Source organism: Shewanella sp. K8, from assembly GCF_028823715.1.
Classification (GTDB): Bacteria; Pseudomonadota; Gammaproteobacteria; order Enterobacterales; family Shewanellaceae; genus Shewanella; species Shewanella algae.
Map to the genome: position 1 here is coordinate 122,799 of NZ_JAPEHY010000001.1, position 23,129 is coordinate 145,927.

20 protein-coding genes are annotated in these 23,129 nt (G+C 54.4%); 11 read left to right on the forward strand and 9 right to left on the reverse strand.

The genetic code is table 11. From position 1 onward, the window contains the following. Positions 1 to 7: 7 nt before the first annotated feature. The 4 genes from ON072_RS00570 to ON072_RS00585 form a co-directional block, all read right to left on the reverse strand. Positions 8 to 439: an acyl-CoA thioesterase gene (locus tag ON072_RS00570; protein WP_144437819.1), complete on the reverse strand. Its 432-nt coding sequence runs from the start codon at positions 437 to 439 to the stop codon at positions 8 to 10. A gap of 173 nt (positions 440 to 612) precedes the next feature. After that, positions 613 to 1,293: an acireductone synthase gene (mtnC, locus tag ON072_RS00575; RefSeq protein WP_071237323.1), complete on the reverse strand. Its 681-nt coding sequence runs from the start codon at positions 1,291 to 1,293 to the stop codon at positions 613 to 615. Positions 1,294 to 1,532: 239 nt separating this feature from the next. Continuing rightward, positions 1,533 to 4,664, reverse strand: a complete 3,132-nt coding sequence (locus ON072_RS00580) for an efflux RND transporter permease subunit (protein ID WP_025888418.1) — start codon at positions 4,662 to 4,664, stop codon at positions 1,533 to 1,535. Between the two features lie 16 nt (positions 4,665 to 4,680). Then, complete coding sequence (locus ON072_RS00585) at positions 4,681 to 5,820, reverse strand: efflux RND transporter periplasmic adaptor subunit (protein ID WP_025009159.1); 1,140 nt, start codon at positions 5,818 to 5,820, stop codon at positions 4,681 to 4,683. Positions 5,821 to 6,289: 469 nt separating this feature from the next. Here ON072_RS00585 and ON072_RS00590 point away from each other — a divergent pair, with 469 nt between their 5' ends. Both ON072_RS00590 and ON072_RS00595 read left to right on the forward strand, forming a co-directional pair. Further along, entirely contained in the window at positions 6,290 to 7,237 is a 948-nt protein-coding gene (locus ON072_RS00590) for a LysR family transcriptional regulator (protein ID WP_025009160.1), read from the forward strand. A 139-nt stretch (positions 7,238 to 7,376) separates the two neighbouring features. Beyond that, positions 7,377 to 8,114: a TorF family putative porin gene (locus tag ON072_RS00595; RefSeq protein WP_028780704.1), complete on the forward strand. Its 738-nt coding sequence runs from the start codon at positions 7,377 to 7,379 to the stop codon at positions 8,112 to 8,114. Positions 8,115 to 8,240: 126 nt separating this feature from the next. On the opposite strand, the gene ON072_RS00600 is transcribed toward ON072_RS00595, so the two are convergent. Both ON072_RS00600 and ON072_RS00605 read right to left on the reverse strand, forming a co-directional pair. After that, positions 8,241 to 8,702, reverse strand: coding sequence for a GNAT family N-acetyltransferase (locus ON072_RS00600; RefSeq protein WP_025009162.1), 462 nt, complete (start codon positions 8,700 to 8,702; stop codon positions 8,241 to 8,243). 87 nt (positions 8,703 to 8,789) lie between these two features. Next, entirely contained in the window at positions 8,790 to 9,449 is a 660-nt protein-coding gene (locus ON072_RS00605) for a 7-cyano-7-deazaguanine/7-aminomethyl-7-deazaguanine transporter (protein WP_044735519.1), read from the reverse strand. A 168-nt stretch (positions 9,450 to 9,617) separates the two neighbouring features. Here ON072_RS00605 and ON072_RS00610 point away from each other — a divergent pair, with 168 nt between their 5' ends. Further along, positions 9,618 to 10,364: a substrate-binding periplasmic protein gene (locus ON072_RS00610; protein ID WP_261752873.1), complete on the forward strand. Its 747-nt coding sequence runs from the start codon at positions 9,618 to 9,620 to the stop codon at positions 10,362 to 10,364. On the opposite strand, the gene ON072_RS00615 is transcribed toward ON072_RS00610, so the two are convergent. Then, a complete protein-coding gene (locus tag ON072_RS00615; protein ID WP_025009164.1) occupies positions 10,361 to 11,719 on the reverse strand; it encodes an isochorismate synthase in 1,359 nt (452 codons plus the stop codon). The two genes, ON072_RS00610 and ON072_RS00615, sit on opposite strands and share 4 nt — an antisense overlap. 350 nt (positions 11,720 to 12,069) lie before the next feature. Between ON072_RS00615 and ON072_RS00620 the strand changes: the two genes are divergently transcribed. The 8 genes from ON072_RS00620 to ON072_RS00655 all read left to right on the forward strand — a co-directional run bounded on the left by ON072_RS00620 (position 12,070) and on the right by ON072_RS00655 (position 19,783). Then, entirely contained in the window at positions 12,070 to 14,220 is a 2,151-nt protein-coding gene (locus ON072_RS00620; protein WP_261752872.1) for a TonB-dependent receptor plug domain-containing protein, read from the forward strand. A gap of 2 nt (positions 14,221 to 14,222) precedes the next feature. Next, positions 14,223 to 15,572, forward strand: coding sequence for an ATP-binding cassette domain-containing protein (locus tag ON072_RS00625; RefSeq protein WP_261752871.1), 1,350 nt, complete (start codon positions 14,223 to 14,225; stop codon positions 15,570 to 15,572). Continuing rightward, positions 15,562 to 16,245 (forward strand): energy-coupling factor transporter transmembrane component T, encoded by a 684-nt coding sequence (locus tag ON072_RS00630; protein ID WP_261752870.1) that lies wholly within the window; start codon positions 15,562 to 15,564, stop codon positions 16,243 to 16,245. The genes ON072_RS00625 and ON072_RS00630 overlap by 11 nt, the downstream gene beginning before the upstream one ends. Beyond that, positions 16,232 to 16,786 (forward strand): hypothetical protein, encoded by a 555-nt coding sequence (locus tag ON072_RS00635; RefSeq protein WP_037436264.1) that lies wholly within the window; start codon positions 16,232 to 16,234, stop codon positions 16,784 to 16,786. The genes ON072_RS00630 and ON072_RS00635 overlap by 14 nt, the downstream gene beginning before the upstream one ends. A 13-nt stretch (positions 16,787 to 16,799) precedes the next feature. Beyond that, positions 16,800 to 17,531: a DNA-binding protein gene (locus tag ON072_RS00640; protein WP_261752869.1), complete on the forward strand. Its 732-nt coding sequence runs from the start codon at positions 16,800 to 16,802 to the stop codon at positions 17,529 to 17,531. Next, positions 17,532 to 17,747, forward strand: coding sequence for a hypothetical protein (locus tag ON072_RS00645; protein WP_025009171.1), 216 nt, complete (start codon positions 17,532 to 17,534; stop codon positions 17,745 to 17,747). A 161-nt stretch (positions 17,748 to 17,908) separates the two neighbouring features. Continuing rightward, a complete protein-coding gene (locus ON072_RS00650) occupies positions 17,909 to 19,090 on the forward strand; it encodes an HD-GYP domain-containing protein (RefSeq protein WP_261752868.1) in 1,182 nt (393 codons plus the stop codon). Between the two features lie 75 nt (positions 19,091 to 19,165). Next, positions 19,166 to 19,783, forward strand: coding sequence for a paraquat-inducible protein A (locus ON072_RS00655; RefSeq protein ID WP_156018516.1), 618 nt, complete (start codon positions 19,166 to 19,168; stop codon positions 19,781 to 19,783). Here the strand turns inward: ON072_RS00655 and ON072_RS00660 are convergent. Together ON072_RS00660 and ON072_RS00665 are read right to left on the reverse strand one after the other, a co-directional pair. Beyond that, entirely contained in the window at positions 19,774 to 20,079 is a 306-nt protein-coding gene (locus ON072_RS00660) for a DUF3240 family protein (RefSeq protein WP_025009174.1), read from the reverse strand. The genes ON072_RS00655 and ON072_RS00660 overlap by 10 nt on opposite strands. Beyond that, positions 20,076 to 23,129, reverse strand: a complete 3,054-nt coding sequence (locus tag ON072_RS00665) for an efflux RND transporter permease subunit (RefSeq protein ID WP_261752867.1) — start codon at positions 23,127 to 23,129, stop codon at positions 20,076 to 20,078. Before ON072_RS00665 ends, ON072_RS00660 begins: the two co-directional genes overlap by 4 nt.

The following is a 23,129-nucleotide window of genomic DNA, read 5'->3' on the forward strand; positions in this document are numbered from 1 at the left end:
CCTTGGCTTAAGCTTCCTGGCTGTGTTGCCTGAGAATCGTCAGCAGTTCCTGCGGTAGTTTGGCCTTGGTGCCTTTCTTGAAATCGTACATCACGGCGACAGAGCTGCCTGTAGTGGTAATGGCTCGCTGCGCCTTACTGTACGCCTCGTAATGCATGGTAAACCTGTCTTCACCTATGTCGCTTATTCTGATGCCTATCAACAGGGTATCCGGGTAGGTGACCGGGCGCTTGTACCTGGCCTGATTCTCACTTATTACCGGTCCCATTCCCTGTTTGTACATCTCACCCAAGGGAAAATGGCGGTTGAAGAAGTCGATTCTGGCGGTCTCAAAGTAGCGGAAATAGACCACATTGTTGACGTGTTGCAGGGCATCCATTTCGCCCCAGGCCACTGGGATTTGCGAGTATTGTGGGTGACGCTGAGTAAAATCTTCCATATTTAAACGACCGTTTTATTTTTGTTGGCTCAGGATAACAACAGCGGCTCTCTGTCTCAAGAGGGGAACAACATTCCGTACAGGCGTTGATTTTCCGGGATAAGAAATAGGTGTTGTAAACAATAAGGGGAGCCATTGGCTCCCCTTGATTTAGCGGCTAACTCTGCTTGTTATCAGTCAATCTTCAGCTCGGCGAAACTCTTCACCTGCCGGAAATCGCCTGTGCGTTGTCCGGCCTCTCGTACCATTTGGCAGGTGATCAGCCCGGCAGCGGCAGCGGCCTTGAGTTCGCCCACCATGTCGGAGACAAACAGTATCTGCTTGGGGCTCAGACTTATGGTGTTAATGATGTTGCAGTAGGCTTGCTTATCCAGCTTGCCGCCGGTGCGGGTATCAAAATGACCGTTGAACAGCTCGGTCAGATCGCCGCCGTCACTGTGGCTGAACAGTAACTTCTGGGCTTCCACTGAGCCGGAAGAGAAGCTGTATATCCTGAGTCCCTGAGCCTTGTATTCCTTGATGGCTTCAATGAAGTCAGGATAGATATGACCGGTGAACTCGTTCTTGGCATAGCCCTGTTTCCAGATCAGGCCCTGCAGCGTTTTCAGCGGCGTGGCCTTGCGGTCTTCGGCAACCCACTGCTGGAGTATTTCTATTACCCGCGGCAGATCGGCATCCGGCTCCAGCGCCATCTCTTTGGTGTCGCTGATACAGTTTTCTACCAGGATATTATCTTGATAGCGTTCCAAAAATTCCGGCAATGCCTTGGCCGAATAGGGGAAAAGCACATCCTGAATAAAGTTAAGATCTGTCGTAGTGCCGGCGGTGTCGACGACTATGGCTCTGATACCCATAAGGTGAATTACTCCAAAAAGTGCTGTTTTCTGTGCAGATCCTAAGCTTTATTGGCGCGCTTGACCAGCTTCTTTAACCCTTTGTTTCCCTCCAATTTTACATTTTGGGCGGCATGCCAAGCCCAGAGGCCGGATGTGAGGTATGCAGCTGTTAAGTGATTGAAGCTCAATGGAGAAGTCGCCTGCTGCAGACAACAAAAAGCCCGGCACAGAGGCCGGGCTTTGAGGTGACAGGCGAATTACTCGGCCTGTTTTCGCAGTTTGCGTTCTTCGCGCTCACGCTTACTGAACATGCGCTCTACCACCACGAAGAAGAGTGGGATAAAGAAGATACCCAGGAAGGTCGAGCTGATCATACCGCCCAGTACCCCGGTACCAATGGCGTTCTGACTGCCTGAACCCACGCCTGTACTGACGGCCAGTGGCACAACCCCGAGGCCGAATGCCAGCGAGGTCATCAGAATTGGCCGCAGACGCACCCGCACCGCATGCAGTGTCGCGTCAATCAGCTTGGCACCCTGCTCATAGTACTCCTTGGCGAATTCCACAATCAGAATGGCGTTCTTGGTCGCCAGACCCACAGTAGTCAACAGACCCACTTGGAAGAACACGTCGTTTGGCAGGCCGCGGCCATTCATGGCGATCAGGGCACCGATAATACCCAGAGGCACCACCAGAATTACCGCGAAAGGCACAGACCAGCTTTCATACAGGGCCGCCAGTACCAGGAATACCACCAGAATCGATAGCGCGTAGAGCGCAGGCGCCTGGTTGCCTGACAGACGTTCCTCGTAGGAGAGGCCGTTCCATTCGATACCAAAGCCAGGAGGCAGTTGGTCAACCATGCCTTCCATGATGTTCATCGCTTCACCGGTACTGAAGCCTGGAACCGTCGCACCCTGGATGTTCATCGCCGGCAGGCCGTTGAAGCGTTCCAGACGTGGTGAACCATACTCCCAGCTGCCGGTGGCAAAGGCTGAGAAGGGCACCATGTCTCCCTGGGTGTTACGCACATACCAGGAGTCCAGATCTTCAGGTTGCATCCGATACTTGGCATCGGCTTGAACATAAACCTTCTTCACCCGACCACGGTCGATGAAGTCGTTGACATAGGAGCCACCCCAAGCGGCAGAAAGCACGTTGTTGACATCACCTATGTTGACACTCAGCGCCCGTAGCTTGGCATGATCTATGTGTAGCTGATACATGGGCGCATCTTCCTGACCGTTGGGGCGTACACCCACCAGGTTGGGATTCTGAGCCGCCATGCCCAGCAGTTGGTTACGGGCCTGAACCAGCTTTTCGTGTCCTTGACCATTCTTATCCTGCAGGAAGAGGTCAAAACCGTTGGCCGTACCCAGCTCAATTACCGCAGGTGGTACGAAGGCAAACACAAAGGCTTCTTTCATCTGGCTGAACACCGCCATGGCGCGGCCGGCAACCGCCTGAACATCACTGCCTGGAGCAGTACGCTCAGACCAGTCTTTCAGTCCGACGAAGGCGATACCCATGTTCTGACCCTGACCGGCGAAACTGAAGCCCGCCACACTCAGAACCGATTTGACGTTTTCGTCTGCCAGGAATTGATCCGAGACCTTCTCCAATACCTTCAGGGTACTTTCCTGAGTGGCGTTGGTTGGCAGAATCGCCTGGGTAAACAGAATGCCCTGATCTTCGTCCGGCAAGAAGGCGGTTGGCATGCGGATAAAGATCCAGCCTACGGCCACAACCAGCGCCAGATAGATGGCACTCATACGTACCGAGCGTTTGATGATGCCGGCAACAGTACCTTCGTACTTACCCGTCATGCGCTCGAAGTTGCGGTTAAACCAACCGAAGAAACCGGTTTCTGCGTGGGTATGCCCTTTCTTCAGCGGTTTGAGCATAGTGGCACAGAGCGCCGGAGTCAGTACGATTGCCACCAATACCGACAAGGCCATCGCCGATACGATAGTGATGGAGAACTGACGATAAATAACCCCGGTAGAACCCGACATGAAGGCCATAGGTACAAACACCGCTGACAGTGTCAGACCGATACCCACCAGTGCGCCGGTGATCTGGCCCATGGACTTCCTGGTCGCTTCTTTGGGACTAAGTCCCTCTTCCGACATCACACGTTCAACGTTCTCCACCACCACAATGGCGTCATCCACCAAGAGACCGATAGCCAGTACCATGGCGAACATGGTTAGGGTGTTGATCGAGAATCCGGTGAAGGACAGGATGGCGAAGGTACCCAGCAAAACCACAGGCACGGCGATCGTTGGGATCAAGGTGGCGCGGAAGTTTTGCAGGAACAGATACATGATGACGAACACCAGTACCACGGCTTCCAGCAGAGTATGAACCACACCTTCGATAGAGTTCTTCACGAAGGGGGTTGTGTCATAGGGATACACCACCTGCATGCCGGCCGGGAAGAAGGGACGCATCTCTTCGACTTTGGCGCGAACAGCTTCGGCAGTATCCAGCGCGTTGGCACCGGTAGCCAGCTTGATTGCCAAACCTGTAGCGGGGCGACCGTTATAGAGTGACTCAATGGCGTAACTCTCGGAACCCAGCTCAACCTTGGCAACATCGCCCAGATAGACGTTGGCGCCCGAGGCGTTGGACTTGAGGATGATGTTGCGGAATTCCTCAGGCGTCTGCAAACGGCTCTGGGCCGAGATAGTCGCATTCAACTCCTGGCCTTGAACCGCAGGGGCTCCACCCAGCTGACCGGCAGAAACCTGGGCGTTTTGTTCTCTGATCGCGGCGATCACGTCCAGAGTCGTCAGGTTGTAGTTGGTCAGCTTCAGTGGGTCGACCCAGATACGCATTGAGTACTGGGCACCGAACAGGGTGGTTTCACCCACACCGGGCACACGACTCATGGGGTCCTGAACGTTGGAACCTACGTAATCGGCGAGGTCGGCCTTGGTCATGGAGCCGTCTTCAGAAATAAAGGCGACTACCATCAGGAAGCCGGAGCTGGATTTGTTAACCCGGACGCCTTGAGCCGTTACTTCCTGAGGCAGCAAGGCCATGGCGGCCTGCAGCTTGTTCTGAACCTGAACCTGGGCGATGTCGGGATCCGCTTCGGCGTTAAAGGTCAAAGTGATTTCGGCGTTACCGAAGCTGTCACTGGTGGACTTGATATAGCGCAGGTGGTCTAGACCTGTCATGCGCTGTTCAATCACCTGGGTCACAGAGTCTTCAACAGTTTTGGCCGACGCACCTGGATAGTTGGCAGCAACCACAATGGTTGGCGGCGCAATATCCGGGTACTGGGAAACCGGCAGGGCCTTAATGGCCAGGACACCTGCCAGCATGATAATAATCGCGATCACCCATGCGAAGATGGGGCGATCGATAAAGAAACGTGCCATAACTTCCGCCCTGTTATTACTGGTTTGCTGTCATGGGTTTAGCCGTCACTGGCATGCCTGGACGGATTTTCTGCAGCCCTTCGACAATCAGTTTGTCACCTGGCTTAAGGCCATCGGTAACCCGCCACTGGTGATTGATGACATCGGCAGTCTTGATAACCCGAGCTTCCACCTTGTTTTCGGCGCCAACCAACATGGCCACCGCTTCACCCTTTGGATTACGGCTGATAGCCTTTTGCGGTACCAGAATGGCTTGAGGATCGACACCTGTGTTGAGAATGGCGCGAACATACATACCTGGCAGCAGGGTGTGATCCGGGTTCGGGAACTCGGCTCTCAGAGTCACAGAACCTGTGCTCTGGTCGACGCTGACTTCGGCAAACTGTAAGCGACCCTTGTGATCATAAGTCGAGCCATCTTCCAGCAGCAGAGTCACTTCAGCATCATCGGAAGCCTGCAGTTTGCCGGCTTTCAACATGCTTTTGAGACGCAGCATCTGGGTGCTGGACTGAACGATATCCACATTGATGGGATCCAGTTGCTGGATAGTCGCCAGAGGTTGAGCCTGGTTGGCGGTCACCAGAGCACCGGCAGTAACGCTGGACTTACCGATACGGCCGGAGATAGGCGCCTGTACTTCGGTATAGTTGACGTTAATGGTTGCAGTATTGATGGCCGCCTTGGCCACTTCCACCGCCGCCAGCGCTTCTTTATAGGAAGCATCTGCCTTGTCGTACTCTTCTTTACTTATGTACTTGGTCTTGACCAGTTCCTGGTAACGGGCCTGAGTTGCCTTGGCAGACGCCAGAGCCGCTTCGGCGCGGGCCAGATCGGCTCTGGCACTCTGCAAAGACGCCTTATAAGTAGAAGGGTCAATCTGATACAGTGACTCACCCTGCTTCACATCTCCACCTTCGGTAAAGCTGCGCTTCAGAATGATGCCGTTGACCTGAGGCCGAACTTCGGCTTCAAGGAAAGCTACGCTGCGCCCAGGCAGTTGCACTTGCAGTGCCTGCGGAGCCGACTTGACTTCGAGGACACTGACTTCCATAGCGGGGGCCGCCTGATTGCTTTTGGCTTTTTCAGCTTCCGACCCACAGGCCGTCATCCATAACGCCATACTTACAACTGAGGCAACTTTTAATACATGCCGCATGATAACTCCTAATCAGTATCTGCTTGCCGGGAAGGAAAAATGTCTTGTACGACAGGCTTCCTGGCGCAGTTAGCCAGCAAAATTTTCGAACCCATATTTATCGCACAAGCATTCTGTATCAACAAGCTACAGGATAAGCGAAAAGTGTAAATGAATGAAAATTTTTTAATCAATAAACGACACTATTGCCATTTATTTACATTTAGTTGTGAGATTTATGAATTCAACAACTTATGTATCCAAATCCCGTTTTTGCCCGTTTGGGAGAGATTCTGTTTTTGCCCTGGAGGCAGAGAGTTCTTTCCCAACAACAGCAAGCGTTTTATGGTTGAGCGAACCAAGGCAAAACTGCATAAATTTCTCTGCGTCATGCTGGATCCTCCACCGCGAGGCGAGTATTCTACTACTGTCACTATAATTTGATTAGTCACATAGAAATAAACCCACTGTCCCACAGGTGCAACAATAAATGGATCTAAACAGGGTACAAATATTTGCTCAAGTTGTTGAGCAGGGTAGTTTTACCGGCGCGGCCAAGGCGTTGGGGCTTACCAAGACCACCGTCAGTCGTAAAGTTGCCGAATTGGAGAAGGCGACCGGTGTTCAGCTACTGTTCAGAACCACCCGGGCATTGAGGTTAACCGAGGCCGGCGCCGAGTATTACAACAAGATCACCAAGATACTGGTAGACCTGGAAAATGCCGAGGCGCAGCTAAGTGCCAACCAGCAGCGGGTCAAGGGTAACCTAAGGGTGGTCTGCCCGATCGAGATGGGGCAGCTATTTCTCGGCCCGGTATTTGCCCGCTTTCTTGAGGCCTACCCGGATATCACCATAGAAGCTGAGCTGACTAATCGCAAGGTGGACATGGTTGAAGAAGGAATAGACATACTGTTCCACCTGTGTGGTATCGAAGATTCACGCCTGCAGCATTACCAACTGGTGAAGACCAGCACCACCCTGATGGCCAGTCCGGAATACCTTAAACGCCACGGTACTCCGCAGACCCCGGATGATCTTTGGCATCACAAGGGCATAGAACAAGGGGGGATCCAGCTCATCAATGATGGTTGCTGGAAGATTTTCGATGGTAAGGAGTGGCAAGTGATTACTCCGGAGGTACAGCTCAAGGTCAACAATATTACCTTGGCCCGGGAAGCGGCCATTGCCGGTTTGGGGATCACTTGTCTGCCTCCCATGATCGCAGATGAAGCCTTGCAAAAGGGGGAGTTGGTCGCCGTGCTGGAAGACTTTCCCATGGAACATAACACCCTGTTGCTGTCTTATCCAAAACGGGCTTACTTACCTCGTAAATACATAATCTTTATTGATTTTATCTATCAGGCCTTGTTCGGTTACTGGGGCAACATGCTGCTGGAGATCCCCGAGTATGTGAAGCGCCCCGAAGGCTTCGAATAAGCCGCTATGACTGCGGCGTTGCCGCAGTCATTCATAATTGTTCACATTTATTCCTCCATGGTTCATTCATCTAGATAACCCTGTTCACAACTTCTTCTTACTATCCGGGCTAACAATAATCATGCTCTGGTGGATAAAGATGAACCCAACTCATAAGCTGTTTTTATCAGGTTTGCTGCTGTGCAGCAGTTCTATGGCTCTGGCAGACGAAGCTCCCCGTTTCGCCGGTGGCAGTTTTGCCGGCAATCTGACCTTTGCCTCTGACTATGTGTTCCGTGGCGAATCGGAAACCCTGGATGGCGATGTGCCTGTAGTCCAGGGCACATTCAGCTGGAACCATGATGCCGGTTGGTACGCCGGGGTATTTGCTTCCAACATCAAGTTTGCCGACCCCAACCTTGAGATAGTCACTGCGCCTTTCATCGGCAAGAGCGGTGAGTTGGGCGACTCAGGTTTCACTTATGATGTCATGCTGTTCTCTTATCTCTATCCGGGCGCATCCTACTCCAACTACACAGAGCTGTGGCTGAAACTCGGCAAGTCTTTCGGTCGGGCCCATCTGCAACTGGAAGTGACGCCGACTGTGGATGACTGGTTCGGTGTCGATGGTTGGCACGGGGTCAACTATGCCCTGCACCCCAGTTACAGTTTCGAGAACGGTATCAAGGTTTCCGGTTCTGTCGGTTATCAGGACCTGAACGGCAATGGTGCTGAGGGATGGGGACACTGGAACTTGGGGGTAAGTAAGGAGTTCTATGGTTTCAACCTGGATCTGCGCTACCACGGCAGTACAGTTGAATCAGACCACAAGGTTTATGGTACCCAGACAGAGATCTTCGATGACAGATTGGTAATAGGTATCAGCAAGGCGTTTTAAGAACTGCTTCCCTGCAGTCTTTGTGAGTACGCCGGTTGGCGTGCTCTTTTTTTAGGTAAGGTGCGAACAAGCCTGGATTCAAGGCGTGGTTCGCAGCAAATGGCCCTAGTCCTTTGCAAGATTTCCTTAGTACATGCTCTTTTCAAGATAGAGACGGTTGTCGGCAATATGTCCGGGCTCGGCGCGGAAGTCCACTACCTGATACTGATGGCTGATCAGCATGTTCAACATAGAGCGGAACTGGTTGCGGGTCTTGACCTGGATCTGCTTGTAGCCGGCCTGAGTGGCCCAGCGTTCCTGAGCCTCAAGCATGCTGCGTGCCAGCCCCAGACTGCGATAATCGGGTAATACACCGCCCAGCCAACTGTAAAAACACTGCTCATCCAGAGCATAACCCAGCTTGAATCCCGCCAGTTCACCTTCCACAAAGGCCAACAACAACAAACAGGCATTGCCTGTCAGCCGACGCTCGAACTCCTGCTTTTGGTAGCCGGAATCAAACTCGGGGATCTGGGCACTCAAGGCCATGATCTCATCGATCTGTTGCTGATCTATTTCAGTAATAGCTTTGATTTCAATGGAGTACATCATTATTCTCTCAACGGACCGCAAAATGTCACAGGTTGCGGGATAAAAACTGGCCAAAATTATAACAGGTCTGGCCAGTTGAATGCATCAGGAGAATTGCTGCTGGTTTTCCGTCTGTAAGATCTTATCCTGAAGTACCCGCAGCAGCACGCCATAGGCCGGCAGGAACAGCCCCAGACTGACCAACAGCTTGAAGCCGTAATCCACGGCGGCGATTTCCGGCCAGTTGGCGGCCATGAAGGGGTCGCTGGAGGCGAAGAAGGCGATACTGAAGAACACCAGAGTATCCACCAGGTTGCCCACCAGGGTTGAGGCTGCCGGTGCGACCCACCAGGCACACTGGCGGCGAATTCTGGCAAACACTGCGATATCCATCAACTGGCCCACCAGATAGGCGGCGAAACTGGCAAAGGCGATACGGAATACAAAGGTATTGAAGTCCGACAGGGCGCTCAGCCCCTGAAAATCACCCTGATGAAACAGTACGCCCATGGCATAGGAGATCAGCAATGCCGGCAGCATGGCCTTGAAGATGATCTGCCGGGCGGCGGCCTGGCCGAATATCCGTACCGTCAGATCGGTTGCCAGATAGACGAAAGGAAAGCTGAAGGCACCCCAGGTTGTGTGGAAGCCGAATAGCTGAAACGGGAGCTGCACCAGATAGTTACTGGCACTGATAATAAGGATGTGAAAACTGACCAAGAGGATCAGTGCGCGTTTGAGCTGCGCGCCGGTTAACATTAACATATTGTGACCTTTTTAGTTGGCTGGGCGGGGTGAGGGAACCCGCATCTTCGGTTCGACCGAAAGGGCGCACATTATAGTGCCCATAATCCGGCTGACAAGGGGGAAGCGTAAAAAATGTCCAGTCCATCTCAAGCTACTCTACACTGAAAAGGAAGACAGGAGAGTAAAATGAATCGAATCTGCTGCCTGCTGCTGGCCTTGCTGACTTTTGTCTGGCCGGCCATTGCCGAACCGACCAAGATCCAGATAGCTACCGCCAGTTGGGGCGGTTATACCGAAACCAATGGCGAAGGCTATTATTTTGAGCTGTTGCGAAGGGTCTTTCCCGAGTCGGAATGGCAACTGGAAATCCAGTTTGTGCCCTTTCCCCGTTCCCTCTACATGCTGGAGCGTGAACAGGTGGACATGGTGTTGGGGCTCTATCTGGGGGATATCTCCAAGGGGATTTACAGCGCCAAAAAGGTAGAAACCGAGGTGAGAGATGCCGCGGTGACCCCTGAGCTGGCCAGTGTTTGGCAAGGAATGGACTCACTGACCCATCGCAGGGTTCAGGCCCTGATCGCTTATCGCTTTTTTACCCTGACCCAGGTACCCATGCACTATCAGGAAAACAGTAGCCTGCTGGAAATGCTGCGCAAGGTGAATGAAGGCAAAATCGATGCCGTGCTCGACTATAAGCCGGACATCTTGCCGCTGTTGCCACAGTTGGAACAGCCCAGAAGATTGGTGCTTATTGAGGATGTGCTACGGGCAGATGTTTATTTTGCCTTCGCCAATAATCCCAAAGGGCTCGAGCTGAAGGCCTTGTTCGACCAAGGCTTTGAACAGTTGGAGCGTTCCGGGGAATTGGCGGAGATTAAACAGCAGAGCCTGGAGCAGCTGCAACTGAGGATACAGGAACAGCCATCACCCTAGAAATCCAGCAGAATCGACATTATGGTGGCGAGCTTGTTTTCCAGCTCCTGCCATTCGGCTTCCGGGTCTGAGCCTGCGACTATGCCGGCGCCGGCAAACAGATTGATGCAGCCAGGCTCCAGCAGGGCGCAGCGGATGGCTACCGCAAATTCACTCTCATATTTATTCAGATAACCGCAGGCCCCGGCATACCAGCCGCGCATATAACCTTCCCGTTGGCGCAGAAAACTGATGGCCGATTCCCGTGGCAGGCCGCCGACGGCCGGCGTCGGATGCAAGGCCTGCAGCAGTTGAAAATCTTTTACCCCGTGCCGTAGCTCGGCGCGAATCGATCTGTGCAGATGCTGAATATGGTTGAGTTTGAAGATGGTCGGTGTCTCATCGGCACCAACATAGCGGCTCAGGGGAGTCAGTGCCTTGACAATATGCTCCCTGACCAGCTGATTCTCATGGCTGTTTTTGCTGTCATCCAATAGCTGCTGCGCCAGTAGTTCATCCTCTTCCGGGCTCAGGCCGCGAATGGTGGTGCCCGCCAGTGCTTCGGTATACAGCTCTTGCTGATGGCGGCGATAGAGACGCTCGGGCGAACAGGAGATAAAGCTGCGCTCGGGGCTGAATTCGAAGCCGAATTGAAAACTGTTGGGGTTGCGCCCTTGCCAACTGGCCAACACCTGCCAGGGATCCGGAGTGTCTTTCACTTGCAGCTGAGTCAGGCGCGACAGCACTACTTTGGGTGTGTCCTGGTTGAATCTGGGGGCGGTCACCTGTTCCACCAGTGTCTTCCAGCGTGGATAGTCGGGTCTGTCATTGCGTGACAGCTGTTCAGTCTTGGTCGGTGGCGTCATGGGGCGGGCCGGAACCAAGGCATCCAGCGCGGCTTGTGCCTGAGCTATTTCCGCTTGCCTGTCAGCCTGGCCCAGATTCAGGTTAACCAAGAGGCGGAAATGATCTGAACTGCGTCTCAGCTCTATTCTGGGTAACAGGAATCTGGCGCGGCCAAACTCGGGCCAGGAGGCGATTTCGCGGTCGAAGGCGACGCCGCCGTAGTAGCGGATCTCCTGATTACTGGAGTAGGCGCGCTGCTTTTCATAAATTTCGGCCAGGGCCTCGTCTGTGACTTCATCTTCGAAGCGGAAATCCAGGCAGCAGCCGATGGCGGCAACCTCCTCGAGTCTGTCTCTTCCTTGCCAATAAATTCTGGGATAGCTGGGTTGGGAAGCCAGCCAGGAGATCAGTGGAATTGCCTGTACCTCGGCGGCCAATTGGACAATAGGCTCTGCTGGCGTCAGCTTGGCCAGTTGACACAGCTTGTCTTTGAGTGACGAAATGGCCTGAGGCAGGGTAAGTGCAGACAAGGGGAGCTCCGAACATCCGAACAAAGGGATCCGGAAGCAGAAAGCGTCCGGCTAACAGTATCTTTAACACAAACTAAAGTTCCTCACCTTGAGTGTCAAGCCGTCGAACTGGCCTGTGTGACGTGTAGCATGATCCCATTAATCAGCTTAGGTTAATGTGACACGAGTGGACATTTTTGCTCGGCAAATTGTCTTGATGGGACAATCTGTCCGCGGCAGACTCTGTTATCTACTCCCTTTGTATTAATTTGTCGATCTGTATTGGTTTTTACCGTCACTGAGCTTGTAGCTTTTTTGGGCGGCGCCAGAATAGCCCGGATAATCCCAATCAGAAATGACAGAAGAGCCTTATGTCCCATATCCCGGTAAAACTCTCTGCCCTCGCACTGGCGTTGGGCTGTGCCATGCAGGCCAATGCGGCCTCTATCGAACGCGATCCACTGGTCAACAATGCAATGGACGTCATAGTGGTGCACGGTGAGCGTGCCAACGCCACTGAAGTTGCCACTACAAGTTGGAGCATTTCCGAAGATGAAATCAAGGCCTTGGGTGCTCAAAGCTTGGATGAAGTGCTGAAAAATGTTCCCGGTGTTTACGTACGTTACGGCGGCGAGGGTACGCCAAGGGTGGATATCCGTGGCTTCAAAACCCGCCATGTGACTCTGTTGGTCAACGGTGTACCGGCCAACAGTGCCGATGATGGTCAGTTTGATCCCAGCGTGATCCCAACCAGCCAGATTTCCAGAGTCGAAGTCTCCGTTGGCCCAACTTCAGTACTCTATGGACCAGGCGGCGCTGGTGGTGTTATCAACATCATTACCAAGCGTGGCGACAGCGCCCCGGCTGTATCCGGTAACCTGGAATTGTCCAAGGACGATACCTTCAAGGGTGATATCAGTGCCGCCGGCTCGGGCGACAACTGGCAGGGACTCATCAGTGCCGGTTATCAGCACACTGATGGTTTCCCCATGTCTTCTGATTATCAAGTTACTGAATATCAAGATAAATATCAGCGCAACAACGCAGATAAAGAGCTGACCAATCTGTACGCCCAAGGCAGCTATTGGCTCAGTGACAATACTCAACTCATTGCCAATATGGCGCTGCGTTCAGGCGAGTGGGGCAAACCACCAAGAGATGGCAGCGGCAGCGGCCGGGTGAAATTTGAGCGTGTCGATGACTATGATTCACAGACTTTCCAGCTGGGTCTGGCACATAAGTTCAATGATACTTTCACTTTCCGGGGTTTTGGTTATCACAACCAGAGCGACACCTATGAAACTGTGTACGGTGACAACAGCTATGCTGAGCTGACCCAGGCTCAGGACGGCCGCTCCAAAGTACAGGGGGCAAACCTGCAGCTGATCACCGACTTCGACACCGCGGGTATCCTGACCACCTCTGTGATTGCTGAAAAGCAGAGCTGGGAAGCGGTAGCCGAAAGCTTAGGTTCCTCCAAGTCCGGCAGCAGCAAGGTTGCAGCAGCCAAGGGCTCAGGTGGTGGTACTGGTTCAGGCGGCGGTAACGGCTCAGGCGGTGGTACTGGTTCAGGCGGCGGTAACGGCTCAGGTGGTGGTACTGGTTCAGGCGGCGGTAACGGCTCAGGTGGTGGTACTGGTTCCGGTGGCGGTAATGGCTCAGGTGGTGGCAGCGGTGAGTCTTTCGATGATTCGGCCTGGGTTTATACTGCGGCGGCCGAGTATCAGTTCCAGTCGGAAGGCGATTGGGGCTTTACTCTGGGCGGCGCTTACCACGATATGGACAAGACCGAAGGCAACGAGAAGGATTACTCGGCGCTGGCCTCAGGTTTCTGGCAAGCGGCTGACGATACCCGCCTGAGCCTGAGTGTGGCTCGGAAGGTGCGTTTCCCATCCATGCGCAACCTGTACTCCCTGTCTTCAGGCAATCAGGAACTGGAGACGGAAATCTCCAAGCATGTTGAGTTGGGACTGGAGCAAGGCCTGGGTATGAATACCGAGCTGCAACTCTATCTCTATCACACAGATGCCGATGATTACATTGCCAAAGATGCCAGCGGCATGTATCAGAACATGGGCAACTATCGCTTCCAGGGTTTGGATACTGTGCTGTCCAATAACAGCATAGAGAATCTGGATCTGAGCCTGAGTTACAGCTATCTGCATGCCGAAGACAGAGACAGTAGCACAGGTTTTGATGGTCTGGACTATCGTCCCAAGCACCAGCTGCGCTTCCAACTGGGTTACAAGCTGCCTACCGAGACCCGAATCCACCTGAATGTGGAACGCATCATGGATCAGAACTACTACGAGCAGGAGAAGATCGGCGGTCAGAAGGTGTGGCAGGAGAAATCACTGGATGATTACACCCTGGTAGACATCAATCTGGTACAGCCTTTGCTTAAAGATAAGCTAGAGCTCTATTTACGAGCCACCAACCTGCTGGACGAGAACTACTATCAGAGCGATTCTCTGCCTCAGGCAGGTAGACAAGTCTTTGTTGGGATTAACTGGCAGATCTGATAATGCGCTTACTCGAACTCGAAGGGATCAATTTCAATCATGGCTGTTTGCAGCCCTTGATATTGAGGGATCTGGATCTAAAAATAGAATCCGGCTCCTGCCACTGCATCAGTGGTCCCACGGGTTCGGGTAAATCCAGTCTGCTGGCTTTGCTTGCCGGGCTGCAACGGCGTCCCTGTGAAGGCGGCATTTTCCGCCGTCAGGGGTTGTTGGTGGGCCTGGTGATGCAAGATCCCCAGGTGCAGATACTGCGCCAGACAGTCGGGGCCGAAGTGGCCTTTGCCTTGGAAAACCTCGGTGTGCCCAGCGGCCAGATGATCTCCAGAGTGCAGCATGCATTGCGGCGGGTGGGGCTGTTTGTCTCGCTGGAAACTCAAGTCAGCAAGCTGTCTCTCGGACAGAAATATCGCCTGATGATCGCTGCCCAGTTGGTGAGTGAGCCGGCGGTACTGCTGTTGGATGAACCTTGGGCGCAGTTGGATGACGCCGGTGTCGATGAACTGCTGGCAGTAATCCGTAACCTGCTGGCGGAAGGTATGGCTGTGGTACTGGTGGAGCATAATCCCCAGGCTTTTGCCTCAGTTGTTGAACATTTCTGGTACCTGGACCAAGGGCGCCTGTTACCCGGCAGTTACCGGGTCGAATCCGCCAGCCATTTGAAACGCCTGGAGCCGGACCGAAGTCGGGAACTGGTCAGTGCCACTTCATTTGAATTTCGTTATCAGGGGCATTCGCCCCTGTTTGTGTGTCAGCAGGGCCTGTCTTTGGGCGCCGGTGAGCTGGTTACTCTGGTGGGTAACAACGGCTCGGGCAAGAGCAGCCTGCTGAAGGCGATAGCCGGTATTCAACCCGCGGTGGCGTCGATGCAACTGCGGGTCTTTGGCCGTAAGCCCAAGCCTGGTGCCTATGGCCCCATGCTAGGCCTGTTGATGCAGCGCCCCAACCGTCAGTTGTTTGAAGCCACAGTCATAGAGGAGATGCAGTTCAGCCTGCGCCGCTTCGACCTGCCGCTGTCCCGGGCTGAAAGCCTGCTTGAGCAGCTCGACTTGCTGCATCTTGCCCAAAGCTCGCCCCACACGCTTTCCTATGGGCAGCAGCACTTGATTGCCCTGGCCTCTATCGCTTGTTTAACCCCCAGCTTGATGCTGTTGGATGACCCCTTAGCGGGATTGGATGGCAAGCATCTGGGGCAGCTTTGGCAGATACTCAACTATCTGCGGGAACAGGGCGGCAGCATAGTGATTGCCAGCCACAGACCCCTGCCGGGCTTACCTTGTAGTCAGCTGTGGCAGTTGCAACAAGGCCAACTGGAAATCGAGTTTGCCCCAGAGGAGGTTGCCTGTGTGGGCTAAAGGACGGCGCCACGGCCGTGCTTCTCCCAAGGGGCTGGATTTAGGTTTGTGGGGCAGTGCCACCGCCTTGTTCTTGGTAGTGATTCTGTCATCGGCAGCCTTTCTCTTGCCTCAGGCGCAGCTTCCCTGGCTGGCGGCCATTAATCTGATCTTGGTGGTTCATGGCATGCTGCAGCGCGGTGCCATAGGCGGGGTAATCCGCTTTGTTCTGCTGCAACTCGGCTTTACTTTGGGGCTGTATGCACTGATGCATGGTGGCGAGCAGCTGGGACAAGGTACCTTGGCGGTGGCCCGCATCACCCTGGCGCTGCTGCCGGGATGGTGGCTATCGGTTACCGTGCGCCCGGAACGGATCGGTGAGGTGTTATGCCTGGTCATGCCGGCTAAATGGGCCTTTGTGGTGGCCGCTTCTATAGGTCTGCTGCCCTTTATGACCCAGGAGATCGCCGAGATCTACCAACTGCAGCGGCTGCGGGGTGCGCGAATTGCGCCCAAGCAACTGCTCAACCCCCGCAACTGGCCTGAACTGGCCTACTGTGTGTTATTTCCCCTCTTGATCCAACTGCTTAAATTGGCCAAACAGATGGCGCTTGCCGCCAAGAGTCGCCACTTTGGCCACACTTCCAAGCCGACCCATTGGCAGGACCACCGGAGCGAACATGGCAACAAATAAAATCAAAGGATTTCAATTGCAGGATGCGCTCTTTATCGGCTTTTGTGCCACCTTATTGGTGGCAGTCAAGAGTATGCTCAGGCTGAAACTCGGCTTGTCGGGACATTCTATGTTGCTGATGAGCTTTTTCTATCTCACCTGTTACGGCATTGTCGGACGCATGGGCGCCATGACAGCTTGCGGCGCCTTGGCCGGAGTGGTTGCCATGACCTTGGGCGTGGGCAAAGGCGGCCCGCTTATTCTGCTCAAATTTGTGGTTCCGGCTGTGTCCATGGACCTGGCGCTTCTGCTACTGGCCAATGCTTTCAACTTGCGCTGGCGTTTCATCGCCCTGGCATTGGTGGGCTGTATCGCCTGGGCCGCTAAAGGGCTGGTAGAGGATTTGCTGGTGGGCATGAGTGAACAGGTGGCCTTGGTGCGCTTTGGTCTCAAGTGTTTACAAGGTGGAGCCTTTGCCATAGTCGGGGCCCTGTTGGTGCCTCCCGTTTTGAGACGCCTCAAGGCTCACGATCTCCTCCACAAAGATACCCAGACAGATTGATTAAGGTTTATTGATGAAAGATTGGCTGATTTGTATAGACGATACCGATGATATTGGCACCAAAGGCACGGGTGAGATCGCTTCCGAGATTGCTGAATTGTTGACCCAACAAGGCGGGCAAACCTCCCTGGTGACCCGGCATCAGCTCTATGTGCATCCGGATATTCCTTACACTTCCCATAATAGTGCCATGTGCTTTGGTTATCGTGGCGAGCTTACCTTGGAGGCGATACGTGAGGTGGCCATAGCTCATCTTCTCAGGGAATCAGCCAGCGCCGCCGACCCTGGGTTGGCGCTCTTGTCTCTGGCCGATTTCAGCGGCCAGGACGCACTGATGGCTTTTGGCCGTGAGGCCAAGCAAAAGGTCAAGACCAAGGAGCAAGCCTACGGCTTGGCCGAACACTTGGGTATCAGTCTCAGCGAGCACGGCGGCACAGGGCAGGGTGTTATCGGCGCGCTCGCGGGCCTCGGGCTCAGGCTCACAGGGAATGATGGCCGGGTGAAAGGCCAACTGAAATTTGGCCAGACAGGTGAAGCGGCGCCCTTCAGCGTTGCCGACATACTAAATCGCTCTGAGCTGGATGGCGTATTGACCACAGATGGTGAGTGGTTGCCCGAAACCGACACTGTCTGGCTCAGCGGCAAGGTCAAAGCGGTGTGGGCCGAGCATAAGTTTGCCCTCCTGGTCAGCAAACGTGGCGCCGAGTGGCACAATGCCGGTAAACAGCAGCTGAAGGAGTTCTGAATGCAGCAATGGTTTGAACTAAAGCAGGGCAAACGCCTGTTTCTCGGTGGCAGCAGCAATCTGCAGGCCGCCCGAGAGGTTGCCGGCCAGTGTGTTTGTTTTGCCGAAGATGACGAAGATGAACAGATAGATGATGTGACCCGCTCCTGTTACAACTGCCAGTATCGCCGTTGGTTGAGTGAAGGGTTTCAGTGTCTTGGCCCAATATCTGAATGAGATTGGCATCATAAAGACAAATTTTACCCCCCAGGATGCATAGGCATTTCCGGCTTTGGCTTCTAAAATAAGGCAAAGCCGAGTGACATTTGTCGGAGAGTCGTTAACCCCAGGCAAACGTTTTTCGGATTGAGGCCAAAAGCATTTACCGGAGTGAAAGAATGACCGATGTGGTATCGACAGCAGCCCTTTTGAAGTTGCCCGTCACTCAATTGGGGATAGGCATGTATGTCTCGGCCATTGAGAACAACGGCCAATTGGCCGTCGCCAATGCCGGCCAGATCAGGAGCCGCCAGGCAATCACTAAACTCAGCAACAGCGGCATCCGCTTTGTCTGGGTCGATGTGGAGCGTTCCAGCGACAACTGTGGCCTGAAAAAACAACGCCCCGTCTTCAATCACCCTCCCCGTAAAACCTCGGTGAACCATCAATTGGCAATAGGTCAGGCCAAACAGCTACTGACAGAAGCCAAGGGCTTGGTGCGCAAAGTCCTCAGTGAAACCTTCGAAGGCAAGGCGATAGAAGTCGAGCCGTTTGCGGCACTGGCAGACAATATGATCGAGTCGGTGATGCTCGACTCGGATGCGATGAAGTGCGTTTCTGCGTTGAGATCCAAAGATGCGTACCTGCTGGAACATTCGGTCAATGTTGCCTTCCTGCTGATCACCTTCGGTAAATATCTCAAGCTAGATCGCGAGATGCTCAGACAGCTGGCCATCGGCGGTATTCTCCACGACATCGGCAAGATCAAAGTGGATAACAAGATACTGCACAAGCCGGGTAAGCTGACGCCGGAAGAGTTTGAGCACATGAAGCTGCATCAGGCCTACGCCATCGAGATCATGGAACAGGCCAAGGGCTTGTCTCAAGTGAGCAAGGATGTGTGTCTGATGCACCATGAAAAACTTGACGGCCGTGGTTACCCGAGGGGCCTGAAAGGAGATGCATTGCCGCTGCATGGGCGTATGAGCTGTATCGTGGATATCTATGATGCCCTTACCGCCACCCGCTGCTATAAAGAGGCGATGAGCCCGGCAGCCGCCTTTAAGATTCTGCTCAGTCTGACGCCCTTTCATCTGGATGAGAGCCTGGTGTACGAATTCATCCGTTGTATCGGTGTCTATCCGGTCGGTTCATTGGTGCAACTGTCCGATGGCCGAGTGGGCATAGTCTGGGAATCCAAAGACAGGGACGTGTTGCACCCCATAGTCAAATGCTTCTATTCATTGAAGTTTAAGCGATATACCGATGTGACCATGGTGGATCTGCAAAAGTCTGATCTCAACATAGACAGAGGTGTATCGCCCAGCTCTTTGGATGTCGACCCCAAGCCCTTCTATTGATCTGGCGGTAAACTGGGTAAACTGATGGGCCCACCGAGTGGTGGGCCTTTTTGTTGAGTTTGTGGAGTGACCCCGATGCGCCGAATTTTACCTATCATGACCCTGTTATTGTCGCTGGCCTTGCTGCTCCCCGGGGTGACTCAACCTATTTTGAGTGTCAGCGGCACGGTGGAAAAGGCCGAGCTGACCGAAGCCGGGTTGGACATGATTGCCGAAGCCGTCAGTGATGGTTCCGGACGCGACAGTGCCAGGGGAATGCTGGCGATGATTAGCGGTATGCTGGGGCTGAATAATCTTCAGGGTGAAATGGAGGTGTTCAACAAGACCCGCAGTATCTGGGGTACAGTGACCGAGCTGCATCAACACGGCAATACCCTGGTGGCGGCGCTGGTGATGCTGTTTTCCGTGATAGTGCCGGCCTGCAAGCTGGGGCTGATGCTGCTGGCTCAGGCGCCGCTGTCCAGTAAGGTGCGGCAGATCATCGACAGTATTACCGCGGCCATTGCCAAATGGTCCATGGCCGACGTATTTGTGGTGGCACTTATCATCACCTATATGGCCGGCAACGCCTCGGCCGGCATGGGGGATTTGGTTCACACCCACGCCAGCCTGGAGTCGGGCTTCTGGTTCTTCCTCGGCTATTGCCTGTTGGCCATCGCCGGCCAGTATTGGCTCAAACCCCGTCAGTCCTGACCCAGCACGCCGTCTGTCGCTATCGGTACTATCCAATAGCGGCAGGGGTTGTGGCGGCAGACCTCCGCCAAGGTCTGCAGCAGCGCCTGCTGTGACTCTTGCGGGTGCATCACCTCAAATTTGTAGAATTCCCGATAACCTTCCACCTGTTCCTTGAGATTGAAGTGGCTGTGTTCGCGGCTGAAGCCACAGATATTGATCAGGCTGAAGCCTGATAGGTAGTCCAGCGACATCAGGGTGTCGACCACATCGTCTTTTAGATTGTGCTGCACTATCAGCACCAAGAGTTGTTTCATTGGCGTTTCTCCAGGGTTTGATACAGCAGTGGCAACAAATAGAGGGTGGTGATAGTGGAGGTGATCAGCCCGCCTATGACCACGATTGCCAGCGGTCTTTGAATTTCGGCGCCGGGCCCGGTGGCAAAGGCCAGCGGGATCAGGCCGAACATGGCGGTGGTGGCCGTCATCAGAATCGGCCGCAGTCGGCGGGCGGCCCCCTGTTCGACCCGCTCACTGAGGCTGGCAAACAGATGCCGCGACTGTTCATAGTAGCTGACCATCACCACGCCGTTGAGCACGGCTACCCCCAGCAGGGCGATAAAGCCCACTGAGGCCGGCACCGACAGGTATTCGCCCGAGATAAACAGGCTGAAGATACCGCCCATCATGGCAAAGGGGACGTTGGCCAGGATCAGCAAGGCTTTGGAGATATTGCCGAAGGTGGTGAACAGGATCAGGTTGATCAGCATCAGCGCCACGGGCACCACCAACAGCAGATTACGGGTCGCCCGTTGCTGGTTCTCGAATTCGCCGCCGAAATTCAGGCTGTAACCGCTGGGCAGAGACAGCTCAGCCGCCAGCTTGCCCTGTAGTTCTTCAACAAAGCCGACGATATCGCGGCCGCTGACATTGGTGGTGACCACGGCAAAACGGTTGCCTTGCTCGCGCTCAATCAGTATCGGCCCTTCGCGATAGCTTATTTGCGCCAGTTCACCAAGGGGCCTGAGGCTGGCATCCGGCATTACCAATAGCCTTTGCTCCAGTTGCGGCAGGCTGTTGATACCATCTGCTGCCTGGGCGATCAGCACGGGAGTTCGCTTCTTGCCCTGGATTATCTCGGTTATGGCAAGACCTTCCAGTTGGCTCTTGAGATATCGGCCAAACTCATCGGCACTCATGTTGTAACTGCGGGCCAAACCTTCCTTGAGGCGGAGGTTGATAAAGGGGCTGCCTTCGGTCATGGCGGTTTTGACATCCTGGCTGCCGCGAGTGGCGCTGGTCAGGTGTGCCGTCTCACTGGCCAATCTTGAAAGCGTCTCAAGATCTTCACCGAAAATTTTAATCGCTACATCGCCTATGCTGCCGGTAAGCATCTCGGAGACCCGCATCTGGATTGGTTGGGTGAAGTTGAAATTGATCCCCGGAAACTTGAGCACTTCGGTGCGTATGGCATCGATAAGCGCCTCTTTGCTGGCAAAGCGCCACTCTTCAACGGGTTTAAGTTCCATGAAGACATCTGTCTCATTCAGCCCCATGGGATCCAGCCCCAGTTCATCGGCACCGGTGCGGGCGACCAACTGGCGTATTTCGGGCACAGTGGCCAGCAGGTGCTGCTCTATCTGAGTATCCAGTGTCAGTGAGGCCTGCAGCGAAATCGACGGGGACTTCTCCAACTGCAGAATAATGTCACCCTCATCCAGGGTCGGCATAAAGGTTTTACCCACCTGAGTAAACAGCCCCAGGCTCAGTACCAGTGCCACCAGTGCCGTGGCGCAAAAAGCCTTACCGTGCTGGAACACCCACTGCAGACTGAGCAGGTAGCGCGCCTTGAGCCAGCCAATGGCCTTGGGTTCGTTGGCCGCTTTTTCATTGACCAGATAGGAGGCCAGCACGGGGATCACCGTCAGCGACAGTGCCAGTGCCGACAGCATGGCAAACACTATGGTGATAGCCACTGGGGTGAACAGTTTGCCTTCGAGGCCACTGAGGGTCAGCAGCGGTGAGAAGACTATGATCACTATCAGGGTGCCGGACACCACAGGCACGGCCACATCCTTGGTGGCGCGGTAGATGAGGTGCAGCCTGGGCAGGCGTTTGCCACCGGCAATTTGGTTGACCATGTTCTCCACCACCACCACGGAGGAGTCCACCAACATGCCGATGGCGATCACCAGGCCGCCGAGGCTCATCAGGTTGGCCGACAGATTGAAGTAGCGCATCAGCATAAAGGTGGCCAGTGCCGCCAGTGGCAGCGACAGTGATACTACCAGCGCAGCCCGCAAGTTGCCGAGAAACAGCGCCAGTAACAGAATAACCAACACCACGGCTTCAAACAGGGCATCTGAAATGGTGCCTATGGCTGTGCCTATCAGGTTGGCCCTGTCGTAGAACACATTCAGCTGGCTGCCTGGAGGCAGGGTCTTTTCTATCTGGGCAAGCTTTTCCCGTACCTGTTTAATGACCTGATCGGTATTGGCATCCTTGAGACCGACGATCAAGGCCTCTGTGGTTTCTTCACCATTACGGGTCACGGCGCCGTAGCGGCTGAGATGGCCAATTTCGACCCGGGCGAGGTCTTGCAGGCGATAGCTGCCGCCCTGATTGGTGGCAATCACCAGTTGTTGCAGGGCTTCCAGCGAGTCGATGCGCCCTTCGGTGCGAACCGTCAGGTTATCTGTTCCTAGCGTGATGCGTCCGGCACCCGTGTTGCTGTTGTTGCTCTCGATACGGGCTATCAACTCTTCCTGGCTGATACCGGCCTGAGCCAGGGCGACGGGATCCGGGGTGATCTGCAGTGTCTTGGCAAAACCGCCGAGAATGTTGACATCGGCGACTCCGGGCACGGTACGCAGCAGCGGCCTGACTTCCCATTCCAGCAACTGACGGCGCTCCAGCAGCGACAGCGAGGGATTCTCCAGCGAGAACATGAAGATTTCACTGAGCGGGGTGCTCATGGGGGCAACGCCGCCTTCCAGATCGGCGGGCAACTTGTCCCATACCGCCGCCAAGCGTTCACTCACCTGTTGTCTGGCCCAGTAAATATCTGTGCCTTCGTTGAAGTCCAGGGTGATGTCGGTAATTGCATACTTGCTGGTGGAACGCAGTATCGCCTGCTTGGGGATCCCCAGTAGCTCAGTCTCAACCGGTACTGTCACCTGGGCCTCTATCTCTTCGGCTGTCATGCCGGGAGCCTTGAGGATGATTTTCACCTGGGTTGGCGAGATATCCGGAAAGGCGTCCAGCGGCAGCCCCAGCCAGGAATAGGCGCCGGCACCGCAGAGCAGTAGCGCTGTTATCAGGGTAAACAGCCTTTGAGTCAGGGAGAAACGGATAATGGCACTGAGCAT

Bases quoted from the DNA above. Each gene is read 5' to 3' on its own strand.
- ON072_RS00570 (WP_144437819.1), bottom strand. From the start codon at position 439: ATGGAAGATTTTACTCAGCGTCACCCACAATACTCGCAAATCCCAGTG.
- mtnC (WP_071237323.1), bottom strand. From the start codon at position 1,293: ATGGGTATCAGAGCCATAGTCGTCGACACCGCCGGCACTACGACAGAT.
- ON072_RS00580 (WP_025888418.1), bottom strand. From the start codon at position 4,664: ATGGCACGTTTCTTTATCGATCGCCCCATCTTCGCATGGGTGATCGCG.
- ON072_RS00585 (WP_025009159.1), bottom strand. From the start codon at position 5,820: ATGCGGCATGTATTAAAAGTTGCCTCAGTTGTAAGTATGGCGTTATGG.
- ON072_RS00590 (WP_025009160.1), top strand. From the start codon at position 6,290: ATGGATCTAAACAGGGTACAAATATTTGCTCAAGTTGTTGAGCAGGGT.
- ON072_RS00595 (WP_028780704.1), top strand. From the start codon at position 7,377: ATGAACCCAACTCATAAGCTGTTTTTATCAGGTTTGCTGCTGTGCAGC.
- ON072_RS00600 (WP_025009162.1), bottom strand. From the start codon at position 8,702: ATGTACTCCATTGAAATCAAAGCTATTACTGAAATAGATCAGCAACAG.
- ON072_RS00605 (WP_044735519.1), bottom strand. From the start codon at position 9,449: ATGTTAATGTTAACCGGCGCGCAGCTCAAACGCGCACTGATCCTCTTG.
- ON072_RS00610 (WP_261752873.1), top strand. From the start codon at position 9,618: ATGAATCGAATCTGCTGCCTGCTGCTGGCCTTGCTGACTTTTGTCTGG.
- ON072_RS00620 (WP_261752872.1), top strand. From the start codon at position 12,070: ATGTCCCATATCCCGGTAAAACTCTCTGCCCTCGCACTGGCGTTGGGC.
- ON072_RS00625 (WP_261752871.1), top strand. From the start codon at position 14,223: ATGCGCTTACTCGAACTCGAAGGGATCAATTTCAATCATGGCTGTTTG.
- ON072_RS00635 (WP_037436264.1), top strand. From the start codon at position 16,232: ATGGCAACAAATAAAATCAAAGGATTTCAATTGCAGGATGCGCTCTTT.
- ON072_RS00640 (WP_261752869.1), top strand. From the start codon at position 16,800: ATGAAAGATTGGCTGATTTGTATAGACGATACCGATGATATTGGCACC.
- ON072_RS00645 (WP_025009171.1), top strand. From the start codon at position 17,532: ATGCAGCAATGGTTTGAACTAAAGCAGGGCAAACGCCTGTTTCTCGGT.
- ON072_RS00650 (WP_261752868.1), top strand. From the start codon at position 17,909: ATGACCGATGTGGTATCGACAGCAGCCCTTTTGAAGTTGCCCGTCACT.
- ON072_RS00655 (WP_156018516.1), top strand. From the start codon at position 19,166: ATGCGCCGAATTTTACCTATCATGACCCTGTTATTGTCGCTGGCCTTG.
- ON072_RS00660 (WP_025009174.1), bottom strand. From the start codon at position 20,079: ATGAAACAACTCTTGGTGCTGATAGTGCAGCACAATCTAAAAGACGAT.
- ON072_RS00665 (WP_261752867.1), bottom strand. From the start codon at position 23,129: ATGCTCAGTGCCATTATCCGTTTCTCCCTGACTCAAAGGCTGTTTACC.